At 66.8% G+C, this 24307-nt stretch carries 24 protein-coding genes and 1 pseudogene; 6 read left to right on the forward strand and 19 right to left on the reverse strand.

Features of this window, described 5'->3' with window-relative positions; translation table 11 throughout:
* Nucleotides 1-38: 38 nt before the first annotated feature.
* Nucleotides 39-284 carry a hypothetical protein gene (locus tag WS75_RS35035; protein ID WP_011657350.1) on the forward strand — a complete coding sequence of 82 codons (246 nt, stop codon included), beginning with the start codon at nt 39-41 and terminating at the stop codon, nt 282-284.
* A 319-nt stretch (nt 285-603) separates the two neighbouring features.
* Here WS75_RS35035 and WS75_RS04445 read toward each other — a convergent pair whose 3' ends face one another.
* The 10 genes from WS75_RS04445 to WS75_RS04490 all read right to left on the reverse strand — a co-directional run bounded on the left by WS75_RS04445 (nt 604) and on the right by WS75_RS04490 (nt 9689).
* Nucleotides 604-1380: an MBL fold metallo-hydrolase gene (locus tag WS75_RS04445; protein WP_059679346.1), complete on the reverse strand. Its 777-nt coding sequence runs from the start codon at nt 1378-1380 to the stop codon at nt 604-606.
* A 4-nt stretch (nt 1381-1384) separates the two neighbouring features.
* Complete coding sequence (gene bamC / locus WS75_RS04450; protein ID WP_059679347.1) at nt 1385-2530, reverse strand: outer membrane protein assembly factor BamC; 1146 nt, start codon at nt 2528-2530, stop codon at nt 1385-1387.
* A 111-nt stretch (nt 2531-2641) separates the two neighbouring features.
* Complete coding sequence (gene dapA, locus WS75_RS04455) at nt 2642-3544, reverse strand: 4-hydroxy-tetrahydrodipicolinate synthase (protein ID WP_059679348.1); 903 nt, start codon at nt 3542-3544, stop codon at nt 2642-2644.
* Between the two features lie 47 nt (nt 3545-3591).
* A complete protein-coding gene (locus WS75_RS04460) occupies nt 3592-4194 on the reverse strand; it encodes a class I SAM-dependent methyltransferase (RefSeq protein WP_059679349.1) in 603 nt (200 codons plus the stop codon).
* A gap of 9 nt (nt 4195-4203) precedes the next feature.
* Nucleotides 4204-5406, reverse strand: coding sequence for a tryptophan--tRNA ligase (locus tag WS75_RS04465; RefSeq protein ID WP_059679350.1), 1203 nt, complete (start codon nt 5404-5406; stop codon nt 4204-4206).
* A gap of 8 nt (nt 5407-5414) precedes the next feature.
* Entirely contained in the window at nt 5415-6077 is a 663-nt protein-coding gene (locus WS75_RS04470) for a site-2 protease family protein (protein ID WP_059608387.1), read from the reverse strand.
* 45 nt (nt 6078-6122) lie between these two features.
* Entirely contained in the window at nt 6123-6755 is a 633-nt protein-coding gene (locus WS75_RS04475; RefSeq protein ID WP_059535812.1) for an L-threonylcarbamoyladenylate synthase, read from the reverse strand.
* 72 nt (nt 6756-6827) lie between these two features.
* Complete coding sequence (locus tag WS75_RS04480) at nt 6828-7658, reverse strand: 3',5'-nucleoside bisphosphate phosphatase (RefSeq protein WP_059679351.1); 831 nt, start codon at nt 7656-7658, stop codon at nt 6828-6830.
* A gap of 82 nt (nt 7659-7740) precedes the next feature.
* A complete protein-coding gene (locus tag WS75_RS04485) occupies nt 7741-8631 on the reverse strand; it encodes an alpha/beta fold hydrolase (RefSeq protein WP_059679352.1) in 891 nt (296 codons plus the stop codon).
* 200 nt (nt 8632-8831) lie between these two features.
* Nucleotides 8832-9689: a ferritin-like domain-containing protein gene (locus WS75_RS04490; protein ID WP_059679353.1), complete on the reverse strand. Its 858-nt coding sequence runs from the start codon at nt 9687-9689 to the stop codon at nt 8832-8834.
* Between the two features lie 131 nt (nt 9690-9820).
* Here WS75_RS04490 and WS75_RS04495 point away from each other — a divergent pair, with 131 nt between their 5' ends.
* The 3 genes from WS75_RS04495 to WS75_RS04505 all read left to right on the forward strand — a co-directional run bounded on the left by WS75_RS04495 (nt 9821) and on the right by WS75_RS04505 (nt 11821).
* Nucleotides 9821-10345, forward strand: coding sequence for a gamma carbonic anhydrase family protein (locus tag WS75_RS04495; RefSeq protein ID WP_059608392.1), 525 nt, complete (start codon nt 9821-9823; stop codon nt 10343-10345).
* 25 nt (nt 10346-10370) lie between these two features.
* A complete protein-coding gene (gene hslO, locus WS75_RS04500; RefSeq protein ID WP_059535822.1) occupies nt 10371-11321 on the forward strand; it encodes an Hsp33 family molecular chaperone HslO in 951 nt (316 codons plus the stop codon).
* A 140-nt stretch (nt 11322-11461) separates the two neighbouring features.
* Nucleotides 11462-11821 (forward strand): hypothetical protein, encoded by a 360-nt coding sequence (locus WS75_RS04505; RefSeq protein ID WP_059679354.1) that lies wholly within the window; start codon nt 11462-11464, stop codon nt 11819-11821.
* 95 nt (nt 11822-11916) lie between these two features.
* On the opposite strand, the gene ftsB is transcribed toward WS75_RS04505, so the two are convergent.
* The 9 genes from ftsB to WS75_RS04550 all read right to left on the reverse strand — a co-directional run bounded on the left by ftsB (nt 11917) and on the right by WS75_RS04550 (nt 22837).
* The gene (gene ftsB, locus WS75_RS04510) at nt 11917-12342 is read right to left on the reverse strand and encodes a cell division protein FtsB (protein WP_059608395.1); all 426 of its coding nucleotides are present in this window, start codon (nt 12340-12342) and stop codon (nt 11917-11919) included.
* 82 nt (nt 12343-12424) lie between these two features.
* Nucleotides 12425-13708 (reverse strand): phosphopyruvate hydratase, encoded by a 1284-nt coding sequence (eno, locus tag WS75_RS04515; protein ID WP_011885396.1) that lies wholly within the window; start codon nt 13706-13708, stop codon nt 12425-12427.
* A gap of 106 nt (nt 13709-13814) precedes the next feature.
* Nucleotides 13815-14669 (reverse strand): 3-deoxy-8-phosphooctulonate synthase, encoded by an 855-nt coding sequence (gene kdsA / locus WS75_RS04520; RefSeq protein ID WP_044848177.1) that lies wholly within the window; start codon nt 14667-14669, stop codon nt 13815-13817.
* Nucleotides 14666-16324 carry a CTP synthase gene (locus WS75_RS04525; RefSeq protein WP_059464180.1) on the reverse strand — a complete coding sequence of 553 codons (1659 nt, stop codon included), beginning with the start codon at nt 16322-16324 and terminating at the stop codon, nt 14666-14668. Before WS75_RS04525 ends, kdsA begins: the two co-directional genes overlap by 4 nt.
* A 178-nt stretch (nt 16325-16502) precedes the next feature.
* Nucleotides 16503-17348: an alpha/beta fold hydrolase gene (locus tag WS75_RS04530; RefSeq protein WP_059679355.1), complete on the reverse strand. Its 846-nt coding sequence runs from the start codon at nt 17346-17348 to the stop codon at nt 16503-16505.
* 84 nt (nt 17349-17432) lie between these two features.
* Nucleotides 17433-19925, reverse strand: a complete 2493-nt coding sequence (locus WS75_RS04535; protein ID WP_059679356.1) for a DNA internalization-related competence protein ComEC/Rec2 — start codon at nt 19923-19925, stop codon at nt 17433-17435.
* Between the two features lie 54 nt (nt 19926-19979).
* The gene (locus WS75_RS04540) at nt 19980-20768 is read right to left on the reverse strand and encodes a TatD family hydrolase (protein ID WP_059679357.1); all 789 of its coding nucleotides are present in this window, start codon (nt 20766-20768) and stop codon (nt 19980-19982) included.
* 64 nt (nt 20769-20832) lie between these two features.
* A complete protein-coding gene (lolD, locus tag WS75_RS04545; protein ID WP_082729499.1) occupies nt 20833-21591 on the reverse strand; it encodes a lipoprotein-releasing ABC transporter ATP-binding protein LolD in 759 nt (252 codons plus the stop codon).
* On the reverse strand, nt 21584-22837 hold the full coding sequence (locus WS75_RS04550; RefSeq protein ID WP_059679358.1) for a lipoprotein-releasing ABC transporter permease subunit: 1254 nt from the start codon (nt 22835-22837) through the stop codon (nt 21584-21586). Before WS75_RS04550 ends, lolD begins: the two co-directional genes overlap by 8 nt.
* Nucleotides 22838-23090: 253 nt before the next feature.
* On the opposite strand from WS75_RS04550, the pseudogene WS75_RS35040 reads away from it, so the two are divergent.
* Together WS75_RS35040 and WS75_RS34035 are read left to right on the forward strand one after the other, a co-directional pair.
* Nucleotides 23091-23264 (forward strand): annotated as a pseudogene (locus WS75_RS35040) (DUF6538 domain-containing protein); the annotation flags it as partial.
* 369 nt (nt 23265-23633) lie between these two features.
* Entirely contained in the window at nt 23634-24254 is a 621-nt protein-coding gene (locus WS75_RS34035) for a site-specific integrase (protein WP_179948871.1), read from the forward strand.
* Nucleotides 24255-24307: the final 53 nt, after the last annotated feature.

Here is a 24307-nt window from a genome sequence, read left to right on the forward strand (position 1 = left end):
CCCGTGCAGATCAAATTCTGTATGGGAAAGACAACGTATTGACCCCGCATTTGTCGACGGTCGATAGGAAAGTGCATATAATTTCCGCCCAAGCCGTAGGGAAGATTCACGCTCTAGAAGTGCGTCTCCACCAGCGGCCCAGGTCGGTGTTGGAGCACATTACCGGTATTGTTTCGCGCTGTTGCTTACCTTTAACCATAAAAGGACGTGATCATGAAGAAATCCCTCCTCGTAGCTTCCCTGTTGGCTGCTGTTGCACTGGCTGCTTGCAACAAGAGCGCTGATCAAGCTGCTTCGTCGGCTGCTAGCGACGCATCGGCTGCTGCTTCGTCGGCTGCTTCGGCAGTTGCTGGTGCTGCGAGCGACGCAGCTGCTGCTGCTTCGTCGGCTACGGCTGCTGCGAGCGACGCAGCTGCTGCTGTGGCGTCGGCTGCTTCGGCAGCGACGGCTGCTCCGGCTTCGGGCGCAAGCCAGTAAGCCTCGGCATCAGCTGAAAAAAAACCGGCCCTTCGGGCCGGTTTTTTTACGTCTGTCGGTTACGCGCATCGTATCCGGCAGCAGGACCGGCCAAGAGCCGTCCTGTGCGTCCGATCGTGCGCCCGCTCAGCCGAGCGTCAGCCAGTCGAAGCCCGCGTCCTGCGTGGCCACGACCACGTCCTCCCCGTCCGTTCCCAGCACGCCGGCCAATGCCTGGCGGGCCAGCTCGGGCCGGTTGTTCTGCTGGCTCAGGTGCGCCGCGACAAGGTGCTGGAGACGGCTGCGTTCGAGCGATGCGAGGATGTCCGCGGCGGCGGTGTTGCTCAGGTGGCCGTGATTGCCACCGATCCGCGCCTTCAGCGACTGCGGATAGCGGCTCCCGGCGAGCATCTCGGTATCGTGATTGGATTCGAGCACCAGCGCGTCACAACCGCTCAGAACGGCCGTGATATGCGGCGTGGCCATCCCGACGTCGGTCAGCACGCCGAGCCGGCGGCAACCGTCCATGAAGACGAACTGGAGCGGTTCCCGCGCGTCATGGGGCACCGTATATGGCATCACGGCCAGATCGCGAATCGCGGCCGTCTCGTCGCCCCACAACACGTGGAGATCGACGTCGGCTTCGTCCGCGCCCACCGCGCGTGCCGTGCCCCAGCTCATGTAGAGCGGCAGCGACCCGCGCCGCGCGAGCGTCAGCGCGCTGCCGACGTGGTCACTGTGTTCGTGGGTGATGAGAATCGCATCGAGATCGTCGATGCCGAGATTCAGGCGGCCGAGGCGGCGCTCGACCTCCTTCGCTGAAAAACCGCAGTCGAGCAGCACGCGGGTGGTCGTCGTGCCGCTCGAGACCTCGACGACCAGCGCGTTGCCTTCGCTGCCGCTACCGAGGCTGGCGAAGCGCACGCGATCAGTTCAACTGGGCGTGCAGCAGCGAAATGATCCGCTGCGCATCCGACGAATTGTCGACCTTGCCGTTCGCGTCGACCACCGCGACCTGCGTGCCGTCACTGCCCTGCGCGCGCACGTTGACCAGGTATTCCTTGCCCGGCTTGGCCGCTGACGGGCCGCCGTAGAACAGCTTGCCGAACAGCCCGTCGCGCTTGAGCTCTTCCATCGTGTTCGCGTAACGGACCGTGTACAGGCCCTTCTCGCGGTCGCGATTGTCGACCGCGAAGTTGGTGCGGTCGAGCGCGAGACCGACGCGCAGCCACGCACGGTCGAACGATTCCGCCAGTTGCAGCGTTGCGGCACCGCTGCTCGTATCGCTCACCTGCGCCGGCGCCGTCGCGGGACGCGCATCGGTCAGCAGCTGCTTCGCCTGCGCGTCGCTCAGGCCGAACTTCTGCATCAGCTTCGACAGGAACACTGCCTCGAGCACCGGATTGCGCGGACGCTCTTCCCAGCGCGACGACGTGCCGCCCTGCGGGCCGACCATCATTTCCTCCATCGCGCTGTGCGTGATCGAGATGTCGGTGTTGCCGTCCGGCGTACGGTTCACGAGCGTGCGGAAACGGTCGCGCGTGCCCGACGAGTAGGCGAAGTCGATGACCTTGCCGATCGTGCGGCGGAACCAGTCATCGGGAATGTTCGCGCGGTTCTCGGCCCAGTCGGTGGCCATGATTCCGGTCGACGGTGCGTCGGTCTTCAGCGAGAAGCCGTTCTCCTGCCAGAATTCCTTCAGGATCGGCCACAGCTGCTCGGGCGTGCGCCCGTCCACGACGAGCCAGCGGCGGTCGCCGTCGCGCTCGATATGCATGCCGAGCGGATCCTGCGCGCTCGGGACACCGTCGGTCGCATTGCCGGCGGCGGTCGTCGCCCGCGGCGGCAGCGTGCCGAGACCGGCGTTGCTCGGCGGCGCGACGAACTGCTGGGTCGTCGGCACCGGCTTCAGGTCGCTCGGCACCGCGAGCGGCGGCGCCGAACCCGTGTTCTTGTAGTTGACCCGGTCAGGAGCCAGATAATCGTTCAGCGTATCGCAGCCGGCGAGCGCGCCCAGCGCCAGCGCCACCACCGAAACCTGGATGGCGCGAGAGGAAAAGGCGAAACGTTTCATGAAATCCTTCGTCTTGCTAGAACGCTCGTCAGGAGCGGCGCCGGACGGAGCCGGCCGGTGCGGGTTGATGAGGGGTCGAGCCGGCGGCCGCAGGACGCGGCCGCCTGGGCATCAGAGGACGCCGGCCTCGATGAGGGCCGAACGCACGACGTCGTGACAGCGCTCGTCGAGCGGCGTGAGCGGCAGGCGGATGCCGCCCTGCATCTTGCCCATCGCCTGCAGCGCCCACTTCACCGGAATCGGGTTCGCCTCGACAAACAGATTCTTGTGCAGCGACAGCAGCTTCATGTGCAGCTCGCGCGCCGTTGCGACGTCGCCGGCCAGCGCCGCGCGGCACAGGTCGCTCATCGCGCGCGGCGCGACGTTCGCCGTCACCGAGATGTTGCCGTGGCCGCCGAGCAGCATCAGCGCGATCGCGGTCGGATCGTCGCCGCTGTAGATCGCGAAATGCTTCGGCGCGGCCTTGATCAGGTGCGCGGCGCGATCGATGTTGCCGGTCGCGTCTTTCACACCGATGATGCCCGGCACCTGCGCGAGGCGCAGCGTCGTCTCGTGCGCCATGTCCGCGACCGTACGGCCGGGCACGTTGTACAGAATCACCGGCAGGTCGACCGCCTCGGCGATCGTCTTGAAGTGCCGGTACATCCCTTCCTGCGTCGGCTTGTTGTAGTACGGCACGACCTGCAGCGTCGCATCGGCGCCGACGGCCTTCGCATGCTTCGTCAGTTCGATCGCCTCGGCGGTCGAATTGCCGCCCGCGCCCGCGATGATCGGGATGCGCTTCGCCGCATGCTCGACCGCCGTGCGGATCATCAGGATGTGCTCTTCGACGTTGAGCGTTGCCGACTCGCCGCTCGTGCCGACCACGACGAGTGCGTCGGTGCCTTCCGCGATGTGCCAGTCGATCAGTTTGCGAAACGCCGGCAGGTCAAGACTGCCGTCTTCGAGCATCGGGGTGACGATCGCGGGGATGCTGCCGCGGATGTGAATGCCGTCTTGGGTGCCGTTAGCCATGAAACGCGATTGATTGTTGTACCGGTAAACGTTGAGATTGTAGCGGATTAGCCGGGCAGTTCGTAACGTGGAATTCCCGCCCCCGCTGTCGGGGTCGCGCCCTCGCGTACCGCGCAGATGCGCTGCACGAACGCCTCGCGCGGCGCGGCGACGAATCCGTCCTCGTACGCAACCACCCGCAGGCGGCCGCGCACCGCGTCCAGCAACTCGCCCGGGGCGAGCAGGAACGCAGGATTGGACGGCTTGCCGACCGTTTCGTTTCCTTGCGCGAAGGTTTCGTAGATCAGCACGCCGCCCGGCGCCACCGCATCGAGCAGTCGGGGCCAGAGCGGGCGATGCAGATAATGGGTGACGATCACCGCCGCGAACGACGCACCGGCCGGCAGCGGCCAGGGCGCGCCCTCGAGATCGGCGTCGCGCACGTCGACACCGGGAATCGCGCGCAATGCGGCCAGCGCGGCCGCATCGCGATCGAGCGCGACGACTGGATGCCCGTGCGACGCAAACCAGCGTGCATGGCGACCACCGCCCGCGGCGACGTCGAGCACCGTGCCGCCCGCCGGGACGAGCCGCGACCGGCGGGCGACCCAGCGCGACGGTTCGGTCTGGGCCACGTGGCCGCCCGCGGCGGCAATGACAGGTTCGCGCATGCCGTCAGGTCAGGTGTACGACAGGCCCATCGCCTCGCGCACGTCGCGCATCGTCTCGACCGCGTGCTTGCGCGCCTTGTCGCAGCCGTCCGCGACGATCGCACGCAGCAGCGACGGATCGTCCATGTACTTCTGTGCGCGCTCGAGCATCGGCTGCTGTTCGCGCAGGATCCCTTCGACAACCGGCTGCTTGCAGTCGAGGCAGCCGATGCCCGCCGAGCGGCAGCCGCTCTGCACCCACTGGTGCGTCGTTTCGTCCGTATAGACCTGATGCAGCTGCCACACCGGGCACTTGTCCGGATCGCCCGGATCGGTGCGGCGCACGCGTGCCGGATCGGTCGGCATCGTGCGGACCTTCTTCGTGATCGTCTCCGCGTCCTCGCGCAGGCCGATCGTATTGCCGTACGACTTCGACATCTTCTGGCCGTCGAGGCCCGGCATCCGGGACGCTTCGGTCAACAGCGCCTGCGGCTCGACGAGGATGATCTTGCGCGCGCCTTCGAGATAGCCGAACAGGCGCTCGCGGTCGCTCATCGACAGGCTCTGCGATTCGTGCAGCATCGCGCGCGCCTGTTCGAGCGCCTCGTCGTCGCCTTCCTGCTGGTACGCGTTGCGCAGCTCGTGATAAAGCTTCGCGCGCTTGCCGCCGAGCTTCTTCGCGGCTTCGAGCGCCTTCTCCTCGAAGCCCGGCTCGCGGCCGTACAAATAGTTGAAGCGACGCGCGATCTCGCGCGTCATCTCGACGTGCGGCACCTGGTCCTCGCCGACCGGCACGAGCGAGCCGCGATACAGCAGGATGTCGGCCGCCATCAGCACCGGGTAGCCGAGGAAGCCGTAGGTCGACAGGTCCTTGTCCTTCAGCTTCTCCATCTGCTCCTTGTAGGTCGGCACGCGTTCGAGCCAGCCGAGCGGCGTGCTCATGCCGAGCAGCAACGCGAGTTCCGCATGTTCGGGCACCTTGCTCTGGATGAACAGCGTCGCCTGCGCCGGATCGATACCGGACGCGAGCCAGTCGATCAGCACGTCCCACACGTTCTTCTCGATGACCTCGGGTGTTTCGTAGTGCGTCGTCAGCGCATGCCAGTCAACCACGCAGAAGAAGCACGGGTACTCGGACTGCAGCTTCACCCAGTTTTTCAGCACGCCGTGGTAGTGGCCGAGGTGCAGCGACCCGGTGGGTCGCATGCCGGAGAAAATACGATCTGGGAACATGATTGTCGTTAGAAAAGCGAGGCGAAGGGAGACAGGATGGCGCTCAGCACGCCGGCCGCGGCATTCACGAGCGGACGCAGCCAGAAGTTCGTCAGCACGCCCGTCGAGACCAGCACGAGGACGATGATGAAACCGTACGGCTCGATTCGCGACAGCGCGATCGACTGCTTCGGCGGCAGCAGCGCCGCCAGGATGCGGCCGCCGTCGAGCGGCGGCAGCGGAAACAGGTTCAGCACGCCGAGCACCAGGTTCGCGCTGACGCCTGCGTAGGCCATCCGCGTGAAGAACGGCTCGTCGATGCCGGCAGCGGGCAGCACGATGGTCAGCACGCCCCAGATCAGTGCCTGTACGAAGTTGCAGGCCGGGCCCGCCAGCGACACCCACAGGCTGCCCCAGCGCGGATCGCGCAGGTTGCCGAACGATACCGGCACCGGCTTCGCATAGCCAAACAGGAACGCGCCGCCCGTCAGGAAATACATCGCGAGCGGGATCGCGATCGTGCCGAGCGGATCGATGTGGCGCATCGGGTTGAATGACACGCGCCCCATCATGTAGGCGGTGTTGTCGCCGAGCAGGCGCGCGGCATAGCCATGCGCGGCCTCGTGCAACGTGATCGCGAAGATCACGGGCAGCGCGTAGACGGCGATGGTCTGTATCAGGGAAGCGTCCATATTGCGTTATTGTAACAAGCGCACTCGCGCAAAAATGAATGGCGCTTACGCGGCCGAAAGCCCGAACGGTTCGAGCGCACCGCGCCCCGCACGCACGAGCTGCGGTTCGTCGCCCGTCAGGTCGATCACCGTCGACGGCTCGCGCGGACACGCCCCACCGTCGATCACGAGATCGACCTGCTTCTCGAGCCGCGCGCGGATGTCGTCGGGATCGTTGAGCGGCTCGTCGTCCGGCGGCAGGATCAGCGTCGTGCCAAGCAGCGGCTGGCCGAGCGATTCGAGCAGCGCGAGCGTGATCGCATGATCGGGCACGCGCAGCCCGATCGTCTTGCGCGACGGGTGCGACAGACGACGCGGCACTTCCTTCGTCGCCTGCAGGATGAACACGTACGGGCCCGGCGTCACCGACTTGATCTGCCGGTACTGACGATTGTCCACCATCGCGAAGTTGGCCAGTTCCGACAGGTCACGCACGAGCAGCGACAGGTGCTGCTTCTCGTCGAGGCCGCGGATGCGGCGCACGCGCTCGACCGCATCCTTGTCATCGAGGTGGCACGCGAGCGCATAGCTCGAATCGGTCGGCATCGCGATCACGCCGCCCTTGCTGACGATGTCCGCGGCCTGCTTGATCAGGCGCGGCTGCGGATTATCCGGATGAATCCTGAAGAACTGGGACATGGGGACACGTAAAGAGGGAAAAGTCGGATGCGCGCCTCGACGGCAGCGCCAGCGGCAAGCAGCCGCGGTACGTCAGAGCCAGCGCTCCCAGAGCGGTTTCAGGTCGGGCGGCAAAGGCGGCAGGCTGCCGAGCTCGATGCGACCCTCGCCCGGCGCATGGAAATCCGAGCCGCACGACACCTCGAAGCCGAAGCGGCGCGCGACGTCCGCGTATTCGCGGTACTGGTCGGGCGTGTGGCTGCCCGTAATGACCTCGATCGCGCGGCCGCCGAGATCGATGAATTCGCCGAAAAACGCATCGAATTCGACCGGCGTGTAGCGGTAGCGGCCCGGGTGCGCGACCACAGCCTCGCCGCCCGCCGCGCGAATCCAAGCAACGGCGTCGGACAGCGTCGCCCAGCGGTGCGGGACGAACCCGGGCTTGCCGTCGCCGAGCAGGCGGTCGAACACATCGGAGGTCGATTCGGCATGGCCGTTCTCGACCAGGAAGCGCGCGAAGTGGGTGCGCGAGATCAGGTCGGGATTCGATACGTACTTCAGCGCGCCTTCGTACGCGCCGGGAATGCCGAGCGTCTCGAGTTGCGCGGCAATCGCCCGCGCACGGGCGGCGCGGCCGTGGCGCGTGCGGTAGAGGCCGTCGACGAGCGTCGGGTTCGACGGATCGATGTTCAGCCCGACGATGTGCACGGTGCGCGACGCCCACGTGACCGAAATCTCGACGCCGCTCAGGTAGCGCATCCCCAGCGCCTCCGCCTCGCTGCGCGCCGCCGCCTGGCCGCCGATCTCGTCGTGGTCGGTCAGCGCCCACAGGGTCACGCCGCCGGCATGGGCGCGGCGCGCGACGTCGGCAGGCGACAGCAACCCGTCGGAAACATTCGAATGGCAGTGGAGATCAGCGTTCATTGTCGGTATAGCAGGTGAAGCTTCATTCTACTGCAATGCGGCAATTGCGCCGCCCGCCTGCCGCGCCGCCGCCGCCGCCGGCCTACGCGCAGAACGCCTCGATCAGCGCCGCGATCTGCTCCGGCTGGTCGTGATGAACCATGTGGCCGGCATCCTCGACGAGCTTTTCGCGCCAGTCGGGGAACGCGCCGAAGCGCGCCTTGAACTCCGGCAGCGGGATGTCGCCGGCGAGAAACGCGAGCGTCGGCGAATTGACGGCCTCGACGTGCAGCACCTTCGCGCGCACCTGCTTCCAGACGGCCATCACCTCGTCGAGCCGGTACAGCTGCGGGCCCGCCATTTTGTGCGCGGGGTCCGCCAGCAGGTGGTAGAGGCCGTCATCGCCACGCTTCGACCAGTGCGCGGCGAGGAACGCGGCGCGGCGCGGATCGAGCCGCGGATTGGTCTTGATCAGCCGGGCCGCCACGTCGTCGAGCGACGCGTACGGGCGCAACACCGGCGGCTCGCGCAGCTCGTCGAGCCAGCCGCGCAGCCGGCGCGGCGCCTGCTCGGCCCGCGCGGGGGCGAGCCCGAACCCTTCGAGGTCGACCACGCGCCGCACGCGCTCCGGGCGCGCGCCCGCATACAGGCACACGACGTTCGCCCCCATGCTGTGCCCGACCAGATTGATTTCGCCGGTGGGCGCATAGTGATCGACGAGCGCATCGAGGTCGCCCAGGTACTCGTGGAACCAGTAATGACCGCCGCCTTGCCTCGCGACCGGCCAGTCGGACAGGCCGAAGCCGCGTGCATCCGGCGCGATCACCTGCCAGTCGCCCGCGAGCGCGTCGACGACGAACTGGAACGATGCCGCAACGTCCATCCAGCCATGCAGCATGAACAGCGTCGGCGCATCGGGCCGGCCCCAGCGGCGCACATGCAGCTTGACGCCGCGCACCGTGACGAAATCGGAAACAGAACTCGAGGCACTCATTGCAGCCGCCGAAAAAAGAATGATCGTTCGATTATAGCGATGACGCCTCCATTCCGGCGCCTGGCAGTCGAGGCAGCTCTCTAGCGACGGCGTGCGGAATCGGCATGTCGGACGCCGCGGACATGCCGCCGAACGATCCGCGAGGCTGACGCAGCGACAGCCTTCGCCCGCCCGCCGGGAGCCGGCGGCGCCCGGACGTGCTAACCCGCCGCGTTGCCGTCCGCCGCGTCCTGCGCGGCGAGCTCGTCCAGCTCCGCCTGCTCGAATCCCGCGGTGCGGCGCGCGTCGAAATTGAACGGGCCGCGCAGCCGCGGCGCATGGTACTGCTCGGCAAGCTCGCGGTAAGCCGGCACCGGATCGCGGCCGGCCTCGTCGCACAGGTACCGGAACCAGCGATTGCCGATCGCGACGTGGCCGATCTCGTCGCGCAGGATCACGTCGAGGATCGCCGCGGACGCGTCGTCGCCCGCCTGCACGAGCCGCGCCCGGATCGGCGGCGACGCGTCGAGTCCGCGCGCCTCGAGCGTGCGCGGCACGAGCGCCATCCGCGCGAGCGGATCGGCCTTGGTCCGCTCGCACATCTCCCACAGCCCGTTGTGCGCCGGAAAATCACCGTACGCATGCCCGAACTCGGCAAGCCGCCCGGACAACAGCGTGAAGTGATGAGCCTCCTCGGACGCGACCTTCAGCCAGTCCGCATAGAATGCGTCGGGCATCCCGGCGAAGCGCCACACGGCGTCGAGCGCGAGGTTGATCGCGTTGAATTCGATATGCGCGAGGGCGTGCAGCAGCACCGCGCGCCCCGCGGGCGAGCGCATGCTGCGGCGCTCGAGCTCGCGCGGCTCGACGAGCGGCGGGTGCGCCGGACGGCCGGGCAGGTCGGCCGGTTCGTCCAGATCGAGCGTCGGTGCGATCGTGGCGTGCCCGGCCAGCAGCGCGTCATGCAGCGCGCGGACCCGCGCGGCCTTCGCGGCGGGCTCGGACATCCGCAGGGCGTCCAGCGCGGCGCGGCGCACGCAGTGTGGCGCAGCCATGAAAGAAGAAGGCTCCATGTTCATCAAACGGGGGCACCGCCCGTGCGCATGCACGCGACGGTTTACAATGTACGTTTGTGCCGTCACGCAATGCACCCGGCACACCAGACGCGCCATTCTACCGGCGCCCATCATCGAAGAGACCAGGAGACTCCGTGACGATCTACAAACTGGGCGAGACGGCCCCGACGATCCACGAAAGCGTATTCGTCGCCGATACAGCGGCCATCATCGGCAAGGTCGTGCTCGAGGAAAATGCGAGCGTATGGTTCGGCGCGACGATTCGCGGCGACAACGAGACGATCTCGGTCGGTGCCGGCAGCAACGTCCAGGAAGGCGCGGTCTTGCATACGGACCCCGGATTTCCTCTGACGATTGCCGAAAACGTGACGATCGGGCACCAGGCGATGCTGCACGGATGCACGATCGGGGAAGGTTCGCTGATCGGGATTCAGGCGGTGGTCTTGAATGGAGCGGTCATCGGCCGCAACTGCCTGGTTGGTGCCGGCGCGGTCGTGACGGAAGGCAAGACGTTCCCGGACAATTCGCTGATTCTCGGCGCCCCGGCGAAAGTCGTGCGCGAGCTGTCGGCAGACGACATCGCGCGGCTGCGCGCAAATGCGAAGACGTACGTCGAACGACGCGCGCATTTCAAGGAGCAACTCGTGCGGATCGGCTGATTCGCGCGGATTTCAAGGAAGAAGAGTGAGCGACCAGTTACAGAAATTCATGTTCAATTCGGCACCCGTGCGCGGCGAGATCGTGTCGCTGCGCAACACGTGGCAAGAGGTGCTTTCCCGCCGTGACTACCCTGCCCCGGTGCGCACGGTGCTCGGCGAGATGATGGCTGCGTGTGCGCTGCTGTCCGCGAACCTGAAATTTCACGGCACCCTGATCATGCAGATCTTCGGCGACGGGCCGGTCCAGATGCTGGTCGTCCAGTGCGGCTCGGACCTGTCGATGCGCGCCACGGCCAAGTTCGCCGGCGACGTCGCGCAGACGATCGGCGACGACACGCACTTCGCGTCGCTCGTCAACGCGAGCGGCCACGGCCGTTGCGTGATCACGCTCGACCCGGCCGAGAAGCTGCCGGGCCAGCAGCCGTACCAGGGCATCGTGCCGCTGAACGGCGTCGACGGTCCGCTCGAATCGGTGTCGCAAGTGCTCGAGCATTACATGCATCACTCGGAGCAGCTCGACACGCGGCTGTGGCTCGCGGCCGATCGCGACCGCGCGGTCGGCATGCTGCTGCAGAAGCTGCCGGGCGACGGCGGCATCGTGCCGCGCAACGCCGAGACCGACGCCGACACGTGGGAGCGCGTCTGCACGCTCGGCGGCACGCTGTCCGCGAAGGAATTGCTCGAGGTCGAACCGGAAGTCGTGTTCCGCCGGCTCTTCTGGCAGGAAAACGTGCAGCACTTCGACCCGGCCGGTACGCGCTTCCAGTGCTCTTGCTCGCGCGAGAAGGTCGGCGCGATGCTGCGCATGCTCGGGCGCGACGAAGTCGACAGCGTGATCGTCGAGCGCGGTCACGTCGAGATCCATTGCGAGTTCTGCAACCAGCGCTACGAGTTCGATCCCGTCGACGTCGCACAGCTTTTCGCCGCGCCGGAACTCGCGACCGGCATCACGCCCGCGACCGATCAGCGTCACTGAGTGAGCGGCGCGCCCGTGCCGGCCATGCGCGGCGCGGGTGCATAATGACGCACGAGCGTCGCACGCAACGGCCCAGGCGCCGGAGGTTCCGCCTCCGGCACAAACCGCTTTCCGCTGTCGGCGCGCTGCTGGAGAAACACATGAATCGCCCGTTCCGCACCCTCGTCCTGACCAGTGTCGCAGCCGGCACACTGGCCCTCGCCGGCTGCGCGGTGCAGCCGCCTTCGTCGACGATCCTGAGCCGCCTGCCCGAACCGGGCGCATCGGGCGGCCAGCCGCCCGCACTGTCGAGTGTGGAGCGCAAACGCTACGACGAAATCGACCGGCAAGTGCTGCGCGAGCAGAACGACGCGATGGCGGCCGAGGCCGCCGCGCGCGCCTGGGCGTATTACTCGCCGCCCCCCGTGACCGTCTACGGCGGCTATTACGGCGGCGGTTGGGGCAACCGGTGGAGCACCGGCATCGGCTATGGCTACGGTTACCCGGGCTGGTGGTGGTGATGCGTGATCCGCGTCGACCGATTCGATTGACGACTGGCAGGAAATAAAAAAGCGCGGCATTTCCCGCGCTTTTTCAATAGTTCGGACTCCGGCGCTCAGTGATGCGCGGCCTTGCCCTTCTCGCCGCCATGATGCCGCGACGGCTTCGCGATCGACTGCGGGTTCGGCACGACACGCACGGGCGCGGCGGAAACGGTACCGCGCGTCGACATGCTCGAAGGCGTGTTGTTCAGCGGCGCGGCCGGCGCATTCGGCGACACGAACTGCACGAATACTTCGCCGTCCTTCACCATGCCCATCTCGTAGCGCGCGCGCTCCTCGATGGCCGCGGTACCGCCCTGCAGATCCTGCACTTCGCCCGCGATCCGTTCATTGCGCAGCTTCTCGTCCGCATTCTTCTGCAGTTGATCGCCGAGCTGCTGGCGCAATTCATGCACCCGCAACCAGCCGCCGTGTCCCCACCATAGGGGGTACTGAATGAGCGCCAGCAAGGCAATCAGGACGACAGTGACAAGCCGCATGTAGAAGACGCAGATATAAGAAGCGCCGCTCCGCGCGACATGCACAGAGCGGCGTCGAGATGACGAACCCGATAGTAGCGCGTTAGCGCAGGTTATAGAAAGCCGATTTGCCCGGGTAGCTCGCGATATCGCCGAGGTCTTCCTCGATGCGCAGCAGCTGGTTGTACTTCGAGATGCGGTCGCTGCGCGACAGCGAACCCGTCTTGATCTGACCGGCGTTCAGGCCGACCGCGATGTCCGCGATCGTCGAATCTTCCGTTTCGCCCGAGCGGTGCGAGATCACGGCCGTGTAGCCCGCGCGCTTCGCCATTTCGATTGCCGCGAACGTTTCGGTCAGCGTACCGATCTGGTTGATCTTGATGAGGATCGAGTTCGCGATACCCTTCTCGATGCCTTCCTTCAGGATGCGCGTGTTCGTGACGAACAGGTCGTCACCGACGAGTTGCACCTTCTTGCCGAGGCGCTCGGTCAACAGCTTCCAGCCGTCCCAGTCGCCTTCGTGCATGCCGTCCTCGATCGACACGATCGGGAACTTGTCGGCGAGCGTCGCGAGGTAGTCGGTGAATTCGGCCGACGACAGTTGCAGGCCTTCGCCCGCGAGCTGGTACTTGCCGTCGTGGTAGAACTCGGATGCCGCGCAGTCGAGCGCGAGCAGCACGTCTTCGCCCGCACGGTAGCCTGCCTTCTCGATCGCCTGCAGGATCGTCGACAGGCACTCGTCGTTGCTGCCGAAGTTCGGCGCGAAGCCGCCTTCGTCGCCGACTGCCGTGCTCATGCCGCGGTCGCTCAGGATCTTCTTCAGCGCGTGGAACACTTCAGCGCCGCAACGCAGGGCTTCACGGAACGTCGGCTGGCTCACCGGGACGATCATGAATTCCTGGATGTCGAGGCTGTTGTTCGCGTGCGCGCCGCCGTTGACGATGTTCATCATCGGCACCGGCAGTTGCATCGCGCCCGAGCCGCCGAAGTAGCGGTACAGCGGCAGGCCGGCTTCTTCAGCCGCTGCCTTCGCGACGGCCATCGACACGGCCAGCATCGCGTTCGCGCCGAGGCGCGACTTGTTGTCGGTACCGTCCAGCTCGAGCAGCGTCTTGTCGAGGAACGCCTGTTCCGACGCGTCGAGGCCCATGATGGCTTCGGAGATTTCGGTGTTGATATGCTCGACTGCCTTCAGCACGCCCTTGCCGTTGTAGCGGCCGGCTTCGCCGTCGCGCAGTTCGATCGCTTCACGCGAGCCGGTGGACGCGCCCGACGGCACCGCCGCGCGGCCCATCGTGCCCGATTCGAGCAGCACGTCGCATTCGACGGTGGGGTTGCCGCGCGAATCCAGAATCTCGCGGCCGATGATATCTACGATTGCACTCATGGGTTTCCTCTGAGAATGACGATGGATTCTTCAAACTGCGACGGCGCGCGCGCCTGAACCGCTTTCGCTACTGACGCGCGAAGCCGTCGCAAGGTTCATTCGATCTTTAATTGAAATCGTTTTCCAGGAACGGATTGCGCTTCACAGCCTGATCGAGCGTGACGAGCGTCTCCAGCAGCGCACCCATCCGGTTCAGCGGCACCGCGTTCGGGCCGTCGGACTTCGCCTCGGCCGGATTCGGGTGCGTTTCCATGAACAGGCCCGCGACGCCCGTCGCGACCGCCGCACGCGCGAGCACCGGCACGAATTCGCGCTGGCCGCCCGAGCTCGTGCCCTGCCCGCCCGGCAGCTGCACCGAGTGGGTCGCGTCGAACACGACCGGCGCGTTCGTCTCGCGCATGATCGCGAGCGAACGCATGTCGGACACCAGGTTGTTGTAGCCGAACGAGACGCCGCGCTCGCACGCCATGAAGCGGTCTTCCGACAGACCGGCTTCACGCGCCGCGTCGCGCGCCTTGTCGATCACGTTCTTCATGTCGTGCGGCGCGAGGAACTGACCCTTCTTGATGTTGACGGGCTTGCCCGAGCGCGCGCACGCGTGGATGAAGTCGGTCTGGCGGCACAGGAACGCGGGCGTCTGCAGCACGTCGACGACCGACGCGACCTGCTCGATCTCTTCGATCGAATGCACGTCGGTCAGCACCGGCAGGCCGAGCTGACGCTTCACCTCGCCGAGGATCCGCAGCCCCTCGTCCATTCCGAGGCCGCGAAACGACTTGCCCGAGCTGCGATTCGCCTTGTCGTAGGACGACTTGTAGATGAACGGAACGTTCAGCTTCTCGCAGATTTCCTTCAGGCGGCCCGCCGTGTCGATCGTCATTTGCTCCGATTCGACGACGCAGGTACCCGCGATCAGGAAGAAAGGCTGGTCGAGACCGACCTCGAAATCGCACAGCTTCATGCTTGCACTCCACGCGCTTGCTTGTTGGCGAGCGCGGCTTCGACGAACGACTTGAAGAGGGGATGACCGTCACGCGGCGTGGACGTGAATTCCGGGTGGAACTGAACGCCGACGAACCACGGGTGCATCGAACGCGGCAGCTCCATCATTTCCGGCAGATCCTCGCTCGGGGTACGGGCGCTGATGATAAGGCCGCCGGCTTCGAGCTGGGGCACGAAGCGGTTATTGACTTCATAACGGTGGCGGTGACGCTCGTTCACGTCCTTGCCATAGATCTCTTCGGCCATCGTGCCGGGCTTGATCGGGCAACGTTGCGAGCCGAGGCGCATCGTGCCGCCGAGATCGGATTCCTCGGTGCGCGTCTCGACCTTGCCTTCGCGGTCGTACCACTCGGTAATCAGCGCGACCACGCGTTCCGGCGTATCCGGATCGAATTCCGTGCTGTTCGCCTGCTTCAGGCCAACGACGTCGCGTGCGAATTCGATCACCGCAAGCTGCATGCCGAGGCAGATGCCGAGGTACGGCACCTTCGACTCGCGCGCGTAGCGGATCGCCGCGATCTTGCCTTCCGTGCCACGACGGCCGAAACCGCCCGGCACCAGCACGGCGTCGAGATGCTTCAGGCTATCGACACCGTTCGTCTCGATCTCTTCCGAGTCGATGTATTCGATGTTGACCTTGGTCGACGTGTGCAGCGATGCGTGGCGCAGCGCCTCGATCAGCGACTTGTACGACTCGGTCAGGTCGACATACTTGCCGACCATGCCGATCGTGACTTCGTGCTTCGGGTTTTCCAGCTTCTCGACGAGCGCCGACCACATGCTCAGGTCGGCGTCCTTCGGCGACAGCTTCAGTTCCTCGCAGATGATCCGGTCGAGGCCCTGGTCGTGCAGCATCTGCGGAATCTTGTAGATGCTGTCGGCGTCCCACACCGAGATCACGGCGTCTTCCGGCACGTTCGAGAACATCGAGATCTTCTTCGATTCGTCGTCGGGGATGCGGCGATCCGCACGGCACAGCAGCACGTGCGGCAGGATGCCGATCTCGCGCAGCTTCTGCACGCTGTGCTGGGTCGGCTTCGTCTTCAGCTCGCCGGCCGTCGCGACGTACGGCACGAGCGTCAGGTGCACGAAGCACGCGCTGTTGCGGCCGAGGCGCAGGCTCATCTGGCGCGCGGCCTCGAGGAACGGCAGCGACTCGATGTCGCCAACCGTGCCGCCGATCTCGACGATCGCGACGTCCGGCTCGCCGCAGGTGGCAGATGCCGCCCCGCGCTCGATGAACGCCTGGATTTCGTTCGTGATGTGCGGAATCACCTGCACGGTCTTGCCGAGATAGTCGCCGCGGCGTTCCTTGCGGATCACCGATTCGTAGATCTGGCCGGTCGTGAAGTTGTTGGCCTTGCGCATCTTCGTGCTGATGAAGCGCTCATAGTGGCCGAGGTCGAGGTCGGTCTCCGCTCCGTCTTCCGTCACGAACACTTCGCCGTGCTGGAACGGGCTCATCGTGCCGGGGTCGACGTTGATGTAGGGATCGAGTTTGAGGAGGGTGACTTTCAGACCGCGCGATTCGAGGATCGCGGCGAGGGAGGCGGCGGCAATACCCTTGCCGAGGGAAGAAACTACGCCGCCGGTGACGAAAACATATTTGGTCATCGCTGAATGCTCGCGGGAAAAACGGATTATACCGTAAAGCCCGCCCTTCTCTCAGCAATTGACGCGATGATCCCGCCCTTTCGCGCTGTGCCGCGCCAACCGTACGCGCCAGGGCGAATCGGCCGGCCGGTCGATCGGTGCAACCGTGCAGGCCGGCGCGGTGCACCGGACCGATGCGTCAGGCGCTTTTCGCGAGCGCCGCACTGTCGCGCGGCACGCCACCCTCCGCCACTTTCAGCGAACTCAGCATCCGCTGCAATGCGCGGGCCGTCTCGATCGGCCGCTCCATCGGGAACAGGTGGCTGCCCTCGAGCCATTCGATGCGCCCGCGCGCCGCGCGACGCGTCGCATCGAGCCCGACCTGCCGCACTTCGCGCGAGCGCGTGCCGGCGAGAAAGCCGAGCGGCACCGGCGCGCCGTGCGCGAGCCGCGGGCCGAGCGTATGCGGCAGCGTCCGGTAGATCAGGTATTCGACCTGCCGGTCGAACGCGAGCACGCGTTCGCCGTCGGCGCCCGCCTGCGGAATGCCGTAGTCGATGTAGTCGGACAGCATCCGCTCGTCCCAGCGCGCGAACGCGGGTTTCTCGTGAAAGTGCCGCCAGGCTTCGTCGCGGCTCCCCCAGCGCGTGCGCCGGTTGCGCGTCGCGGCCGCCGGCGACAGCCGCTCGTCGAGCCCCGCCCACTGGCTCGCGCGCAATGCGCCGGCGCGCCATCCCGCGATGATCGGCGAATCGATCATCACCACGCCGCGCACCCAGTGCGGCTTCTTCAGCGCAGCCATCAGCGACAGGTAGCCGCCGAGCGAATGGCCGACGAGCCAGACCGGGCGCTCGTAGCGGCTGCCGATGTCGTCGAGCAGCTGATCGACGAGATGCGGCCAGTCGCGCGTCACCGGGTAGCGGCGGTCGTGACCGATGCGCTCGATGTAACGCAGCTCGTAGTCGTCTGCCAGCTCGGCGAAGATCGTCCGGTACGTCGATGCCGGAAAACCGTTCGCATGCGAGAAATGGAGGATGTCCTTCAAACGCCGATGTCTCCTTTGTCGGCGGGAGTCAGTGCTTCAGCACTTCCTCCGGCCTCCTCATTCTTGACCCGCGCCATCGCGCGCTCACCGGTCCATCCAGTACCGCCGCTGCGCATCGCGATGACGCTCAAACGCGAAACCGCCGCCCGTCGGGGCGACGTCGAACCTCACGGCCCCGTCGCGATCGGTACGCGGCAGCGGAATCCCGCGCATTTCGTAGCGCGCAAGGACCGTCCGGTGCGGATGTCCGAATCGATTGCGATAGCCTACAGGAAATACCGCCACGCGCGGCCCGACCGAATCGAGGAAAGGCTCGACCGACGACGTGCGGCTGCCGTGGTGCGGCACAACGAGGATCTGCGCGGCCAGCGCGTCGCGCGCATCGTCCACCAGCCGGCGCTCGGCGCGCGCCTCGATGTCGCCCGTCAGCAGCGCCGACGTGTCGCCCGCGTCGATGCGCAGCACGCACGATTGTTCGTTCGAGGAACCAGCGCCGGCACCACCCGGCGGCCACAACATCGTGAACACGACGCCGTCCCAGGTCCACCGCTGCCCGGCCGCGCACGGCAGCCGATCGGCCACGCCGGCCGCCCGCGCGTCGCGCCACAGCCGGTGCTGCTGCCCAATGCCGGCGAGCAGCTGGCGGACCTCGGCGGCCGCATAGACGGCCGCCGCGCCGCCAGCGTGATCGGCGTCCGCATGACTCAGGACGAGCGAATCGACGGTACGGATACCGCGGGCACGCAATGACGGCGCGACGATCCGCGCACCGGCATGGGTCGACTCCGCCCCCGGCCCCGCATCGAACAGCAAGGTCCGGCGCGCGGTCTCCACCAGCACCGACGCGCCCTGCCCGACGTCGAGCACGGTCAGCCGGAAGCCGCCAGGCGGCGGCGCATCGGGTGCCGGCGCGACCAGCGGCAGCCATGTCATCGGCGCCGCCCAGCGCAGGGGCCAGCCGCGCGGCATCAAGACCCACGCGACACCCACGCACGCAAGCGCCAGAACCGGCCAGTCGGGCATGCGCAGCCAGAATACGCCGGCCGGCCAGTCGGCGAGGTGCCGGAGCAGCACCATCATCGGTTCGAGCGCCGCATGCGCGAGCCGGAACGCATACGCGTCCAGCGGCGCGGGCAACCCGATCCCGGCGAGCACGATCGGCGTCACCACGGCGCTGACCCACGGGATCGCAAACGCATTGCCGAACGGGCCCGATACCGAGATCTGAGCGAACCACGCAGCCGTCAGCGGCGCGAGACCGATCGTCACCGCGTACTGCACGCGCGTCGCCTCCGCGACACGGTGCCCGGCACGCTTGCACCATGCGCACAGCCTGCGCCGGCGGTCGACCGGGGCAGTACCGTGCGTCCCACGGTCGTCACCGCCGTCGAATTCGCGCACCGGGCACCAGCCCGCCACGGACATCAGGATCACGGCGACCGCGCCAAAAGACAACCAGAACCCGGCCGACACCACCGCCCACGGATCGACAAGCAGCACGCCGCCGAGCGCCGCGCACAACACGGCGGACGTCGGCACGCTGCGTCCGGCAAGACAGGCCGCCGCCCCGGCCGCGATCACCCACCACGCGCGCTGCGCCGGCACGTTGAAGCCGGCGAGCGCCGCATAGCCGGCGGCGGCCGTCAGCGCCGCCAGCGAAGCCGCATATGGCGCCGGCATCGCGAGCGCCGCGGCATGTCCGCGCCAGCGCAGACGCCGCCAGACCCACGATACGATCCCGCCCGCGATCGCGCCGACGAGCCCGACGTGCAGGCCCGAAATCGCGACCAGATGACTCGTGCCCGTATTGCGCAGCACGCGCCACGCGTCGTCGCCGATGCCGGATTGATCGCCGACGGCGAGCGCGGTCACGATGCCGCGATGGCGCGCGTCGCTGCCGAGCGCGTCACCGATACCGTTGCGCAGCGCGTCGCGCAGACGATCGATCGACGCGCGCCATCCCGATGCACGTGCGTCGAGCAGTTCCGCCCGCTCGGGCGCGACCACATAGCCGATCGCACGGATGCCCGCGGCGAGCCACGCCGCCTCGCTGTCGCGCACGCCGGGATTCGCCTCGGCATGCGGGCGTTTCAGGCGCACGACGAGACGCCAGCGCTGCGCGGCGCGCAAATCGGGCATCGCGTTGCGTGCGGCGGGCGCACCGTAGGTGCGCCACGACAACCGGATCAGCGGAGGGAAACGGGCCAGCCCCGCATCGTTCGATTCGACGGCCAACAGCAGTCGCGCGCCGGTGTCGTCGATCACCGGCAACCCGCGGATCACGCCCGTGACGACGATGTCGCGCCCTTCCCGCTCGACAGGCAGGCTGTCACGCAGCCGCCATTCGGCGCGTGCGGCCGCATAGCCGAATCCGATCGCGCAGGCGGCGCAGGCGCACAGCATCCACCGGAGCGCGACGATCGGGCGGGTTCGACGGCGCCGTGCACACCATGCGCGCAGCGCACCGCAACCTGCCACCGCGACCGCCCCGCCTACCCAGCCGCCCACGCCCGGCAACGCCGCCTGCCGCTGCAGCACGACGACGCCGAGCGCAAACGCGATCCACCACACGCGCATCGCACCTCCTCGTCGACCTGGCGCCGCAGTCGATGCGGCACTATCCAGCAACGATTATGCGGACGAAAGTGCGAGGCGCGGCAGCGCGGCGAGCGCGTTAGCCGTTGTGGATAGGGATAACGCGTGCGCGTCAATCCCGCGCAGTTCGGCGAGCACGCCGCCGATGCGCGGCACCTGGTCGGGCGCGTTGCGGGACTTGTACGCCCACTCGGGCGCGATGTCGGGCGCGTCCGTCTCGACGACGATCGCGTCGAGCGGCAACTGCGCGGCGAGCCGCCGGATCTGCAACGCGCGTCCGAACGTCACGTTGCCGCCGAAACCGAGATGCAGCCCCTGTGCGAGATACGCGTCGGCCTGCTGGAAACTGCCGTTGAACGCATGTGCGATGCCGCGCCGCACGCCGAAGCGGCGCAGCCCGGCGAGCACGCGGTCCTGCGACTTGCGCACGTGACACAGCACCGGCAGGTCGAATTCGCGCGCCAGCTTGAGCTGCCCCTGATAGAAGAATTGCTGGCGATCCTCGTCGAGCCCCGGCACGAAGTAGTCGAGACCGATCTCGCCGATCGCGACGAAGCGCGGATCATCGAGGCTCGCCTCGATCTCCATGCGCAGGCGGTCGAGATCCTCGTCGCGCGCGTGCGGCGTATACATCGGATGGATGCCGAGCGCATAGACCGCACCCGGCGTGCGCTGGGCCAGTTCGCGCACGGTCGTGAAATTGTCGCGCCCGACGCTCGGGATCACGATGCGCGACACGCCGGCCGCGCGCGCCGCATCCACGACGACGTCGCGGTCGGAGTCGAACTCGGCAGCATCGAGATGGCAATGCGTATCGATCCACATGGCGGCTTTCCTGCGCCCTCGCCGCCGTGCCGGGACTCGCCCGGCGGCACGGCGGGGCGTTCGTTCACACCGGCAGCGCCGGCTCCTCGTGCAGCACGCCGTCGCGCAGGCGCATGATGCGGTCGCAGCGCGCCGCGAGCTCGGGATCGTGCGTGACGATCACGAAGCTCGTTTCGAGCGTCTCGGACAGTTCGAGCATCAGGTTGAACACCGTGTCGGCGGTCGTGCCGTCGAGGTTGCCGGTCGGCTCGTCGGCAAGTACGCACGCGGGCTTCGTCACCAGCGCGCGCGCGATCGCCACGCGTTGACGCTCGCCGCCCGACAGCTCGCCCGGCCGGTGCTTCGCACGCGGGCCGAGACCGACGCGTTCGAGCATCGCCTGTGCCTGCGCGCGTGCGTCCTCGGTCGTCATCCGGCGGATGCGCAGCGGCATCGCGACGTTGTCGAGCGCGGTGAATTCCGGCAGCAGGTGGTGGAACTGGTACACGAAGCCGAGCGCGCGATTGCGCAGCTCGTTGCGTTCGCGCTCGGCGAGTTGCGTAAACGGCTTGCCGAGCAGCGACACTTCGCCCGCGCTCGGTTCGTCGAGGCCGCCCAGCACGTGCAGCAGCGTGCTCTTGCCGGAGCCCGACGCGCCGACGACCGCGAGCTTCTCGCCGCGCCGCACCGTCAATTCGGTGTTGTTGAGCACCTGCACGTTGAAGCCGCCCTGCACGAACGCCTTTGTGATCCCGCGCGCCTGAAGCACGTATTCCTGCATACCTGCCGAATCCTGTCTGATGGGTTGTCGTGAATCCGCCAATACGGTCGCGCGATCATTCATAGCGCAGCGCCTCCGCCGGCTTCACCTTTGCGCCGCGCCAGCTCGGATAGAGCGTGGCGACGGCCGACAGCACGAACGCGATCAGGCCGATCTTGATGACGTCGCCCGCGACGAGCTCGGACGGCAGCTCGCTGATGAAGTACACCGACGGCGGCAGGAACTGCACGCCGAACAGATGCTCGATCATCGGGATCAGCCACGGAATGCTCCACGCGATCAGGCAGCCGAGCGCGACGCCCGACGCGGTACCGACGAAGCCGATCGTCACGCCCTGCACGACGAAGATCTTCATGATCGAGCCAGGCTGCGCGCCGAGCGTGCGCAGGATCGCGATGTCGGCCTGCTTGTTGGTCACCGTCATCACGAGCGACGACACGAGGTTGAATGCGGCCACCGCGATGATCAGCGTGAGGATGATGAACATCATCCGCTTCTCGATCTGCACGGCCGAGAACCATGTCTTGTTCTGCTGGGTCCAGTCGCGGATGTACAGGCTGCCCGACAGCGTATGCGACAGCTCGACCGCGACCTGCGGCGCCTTCTGCATGTCGGTGAGCCGCAGCCGCACGCCGGTCGGCGCGGACATCCGGAACAGCGCCTCCGCGTCGCGGATGTTGACCATCGCGAGCGTGCTGTCGTATTCGTAGTGGCCCGACTCGAACACGCCGACCACCGTGAACTGCTTGAGTCGCGGCATCATCCCGGCCGGCGTGATCGTCCCTTCGGGCGCGACGAGCGTGACCTTGTCGCCGACCGTCACGCCGAGGTTGCCGGCGAGCGCGTCGCCGAGCACGATGCCGAACTGGCCGGGCACGAGCGCGGCGAGCTGGCCCGCCTTCATGTCCTTGCCGATGTCCGACACCTGCGGTTCGAGCGACGGCTCGACGCCGCGCAGCATCACCCCGCTTACCGCATCCTGGCGCGTGAGCAGCGCCTGCGCGTCGACGTACGGCGCCGCGCCGATCACCGAAGCATTGCGCCGCGCTTCCTGCGCGGTCAGTTGCCAGTCGGGCATCGAGCCCGTCGGCGAGAACACCTCGACGTGCGCGAGCACCGACAGCATGCGGTCGCGCACTTCCTTCTGGAAGCCGTTCATCACGGACAGCACGACGATCAGCGCCGCGACGCCAAGCGCGATCCCGAGCATCGACACCAGTGCGATGAAGGAAATGAAGCCGTTGCCGGTCGTGCGTTTGCCGGCGCGCGTGTAGCGCCAGCCGATCTGCCATTCGTACGGAAGTTTCAAGCGAATCCTTTCTGCTGGTTACGGCGGGGATGGCGGCCCGTGGCCGGGGCGCCGTCCGGCGGCGGCCGGCCGCCCGGGCACGGCCGAAAAAACGGTCGCCGGACGCAATCGGGCCGTCCGCCGGCCCGATCACGCGCGCAGTTTGCCATAAACCGGCGTGCTACACTTAACCCTTTGATTTTCGGGGAAAACCTTGTCCGACAAGGACTTACGGGGCGTTGTGGCCGGTGTTACATACACCGAGGGTGACACCATGACCAATCATTTGCTGCGACGGGGCTCTAGATACTATGTCCGCCGCAAAGTTCCCGCTGACCTCGTTGAACACCTCCAGCGCCGTGAGATAGTACGCGCCCTTGGCACGTCCGACCCGGCCGAGGCCCGGCGCATTGTCCGGGAGGCCAGCGTACAGATTGACCAGGAGTTTGACGCGGCTCGGTCGGCTCTACTTGGCACCCCGCCCCGGAAAGTCACGCCCCAGCCCCAATACGTACACTTCGCGTTTGACGAGCACGATCTAGAGAGCGCGGACGCCTCAGCCCAGCCGCTAGACGAGCAGTATGAGGAACACGACCGGCTGGTAGCCCGAGAGGCACGCCGGCGGGAAATGCATGAGAGACAGGTAGCCGCATACACGGAGGCATTGCGCCGTGTGGGTGCGGTTCCTGGGCCGCCCCCCTCCCTACCCAATGCACCCGCCCCGGCGGCCGCTCCTGTAGCTTCTGCGCTGTCCTTGGCCGCGCTGGTTGAGAGGTGGGCCAAGGAGCGCGGGCCTACGGGCGGGACTGTTGAACAAATGAATCTCGTTGTCGGCCGCTTTTATGAACACGTGGGACGTATCCCGGTGCCGTCCGTCACACGTCAGCATGTCATCTCGTTCAAAGAGAAGCTCCAGGAGTCGGGCCTAGCCGCGTCCAGCGTGAACAGGTACGTAGGCCAGTTCTTTACGCTAATGAACTATGCGGCCGATAGCATGCTCATTCCGGCCCCCATCCCGCGCGTGACCGTCGTAGTAAAGCGTACCGACAAGTCCCGCGTATCCTTCAACGATGCGGCCATAGCGGCGATATTCTCCAGCCCAGTCTATACCAATGGTTTGCGGCCCGTCCGTGGCGCGGGAGAGGCCGCCTATTGGGTGCCTTTGCTCGGTCTATATACGGGCGCACGTATTGAGGAGCTATGCCAGCTTGCCCCGGGCGACGTGTTCGAGGAATCCGGACATTGGTGCATACGGTTCGTAAATGACGAGGCCGAGGGTCAACGAGTTAAGAACGCCGGGAGCGTTCGCCGCATCCCGTTGCACGCGGAGCTTATCCGGCTCGGCTTCCTTGAGTACGTCGCCTCGCGTCGCGACCAAGGCCGCTTATTCGATCTAGCTCCCGACCGGCACGGGCGTGGACCGGCCAGAGTTTCATAGACACTCACGAGCCGTTTAGCGCGTAGCGCCGCTCAAACTCAATCGGTGAAAGA

Origin of the sequence: Burkholderia sp. FL-7-2-10-S1-D7 (genome assembly GCF_001524185.1) — a bacterium.
In the GTDB taxonomy this organism is placed as follows: Bacteria; Pseudomonadota; Gammaproteobacteria; order Burkholderiales; family Burkholderiaceae; genus Burkholderia; species Burkholderia diffusa.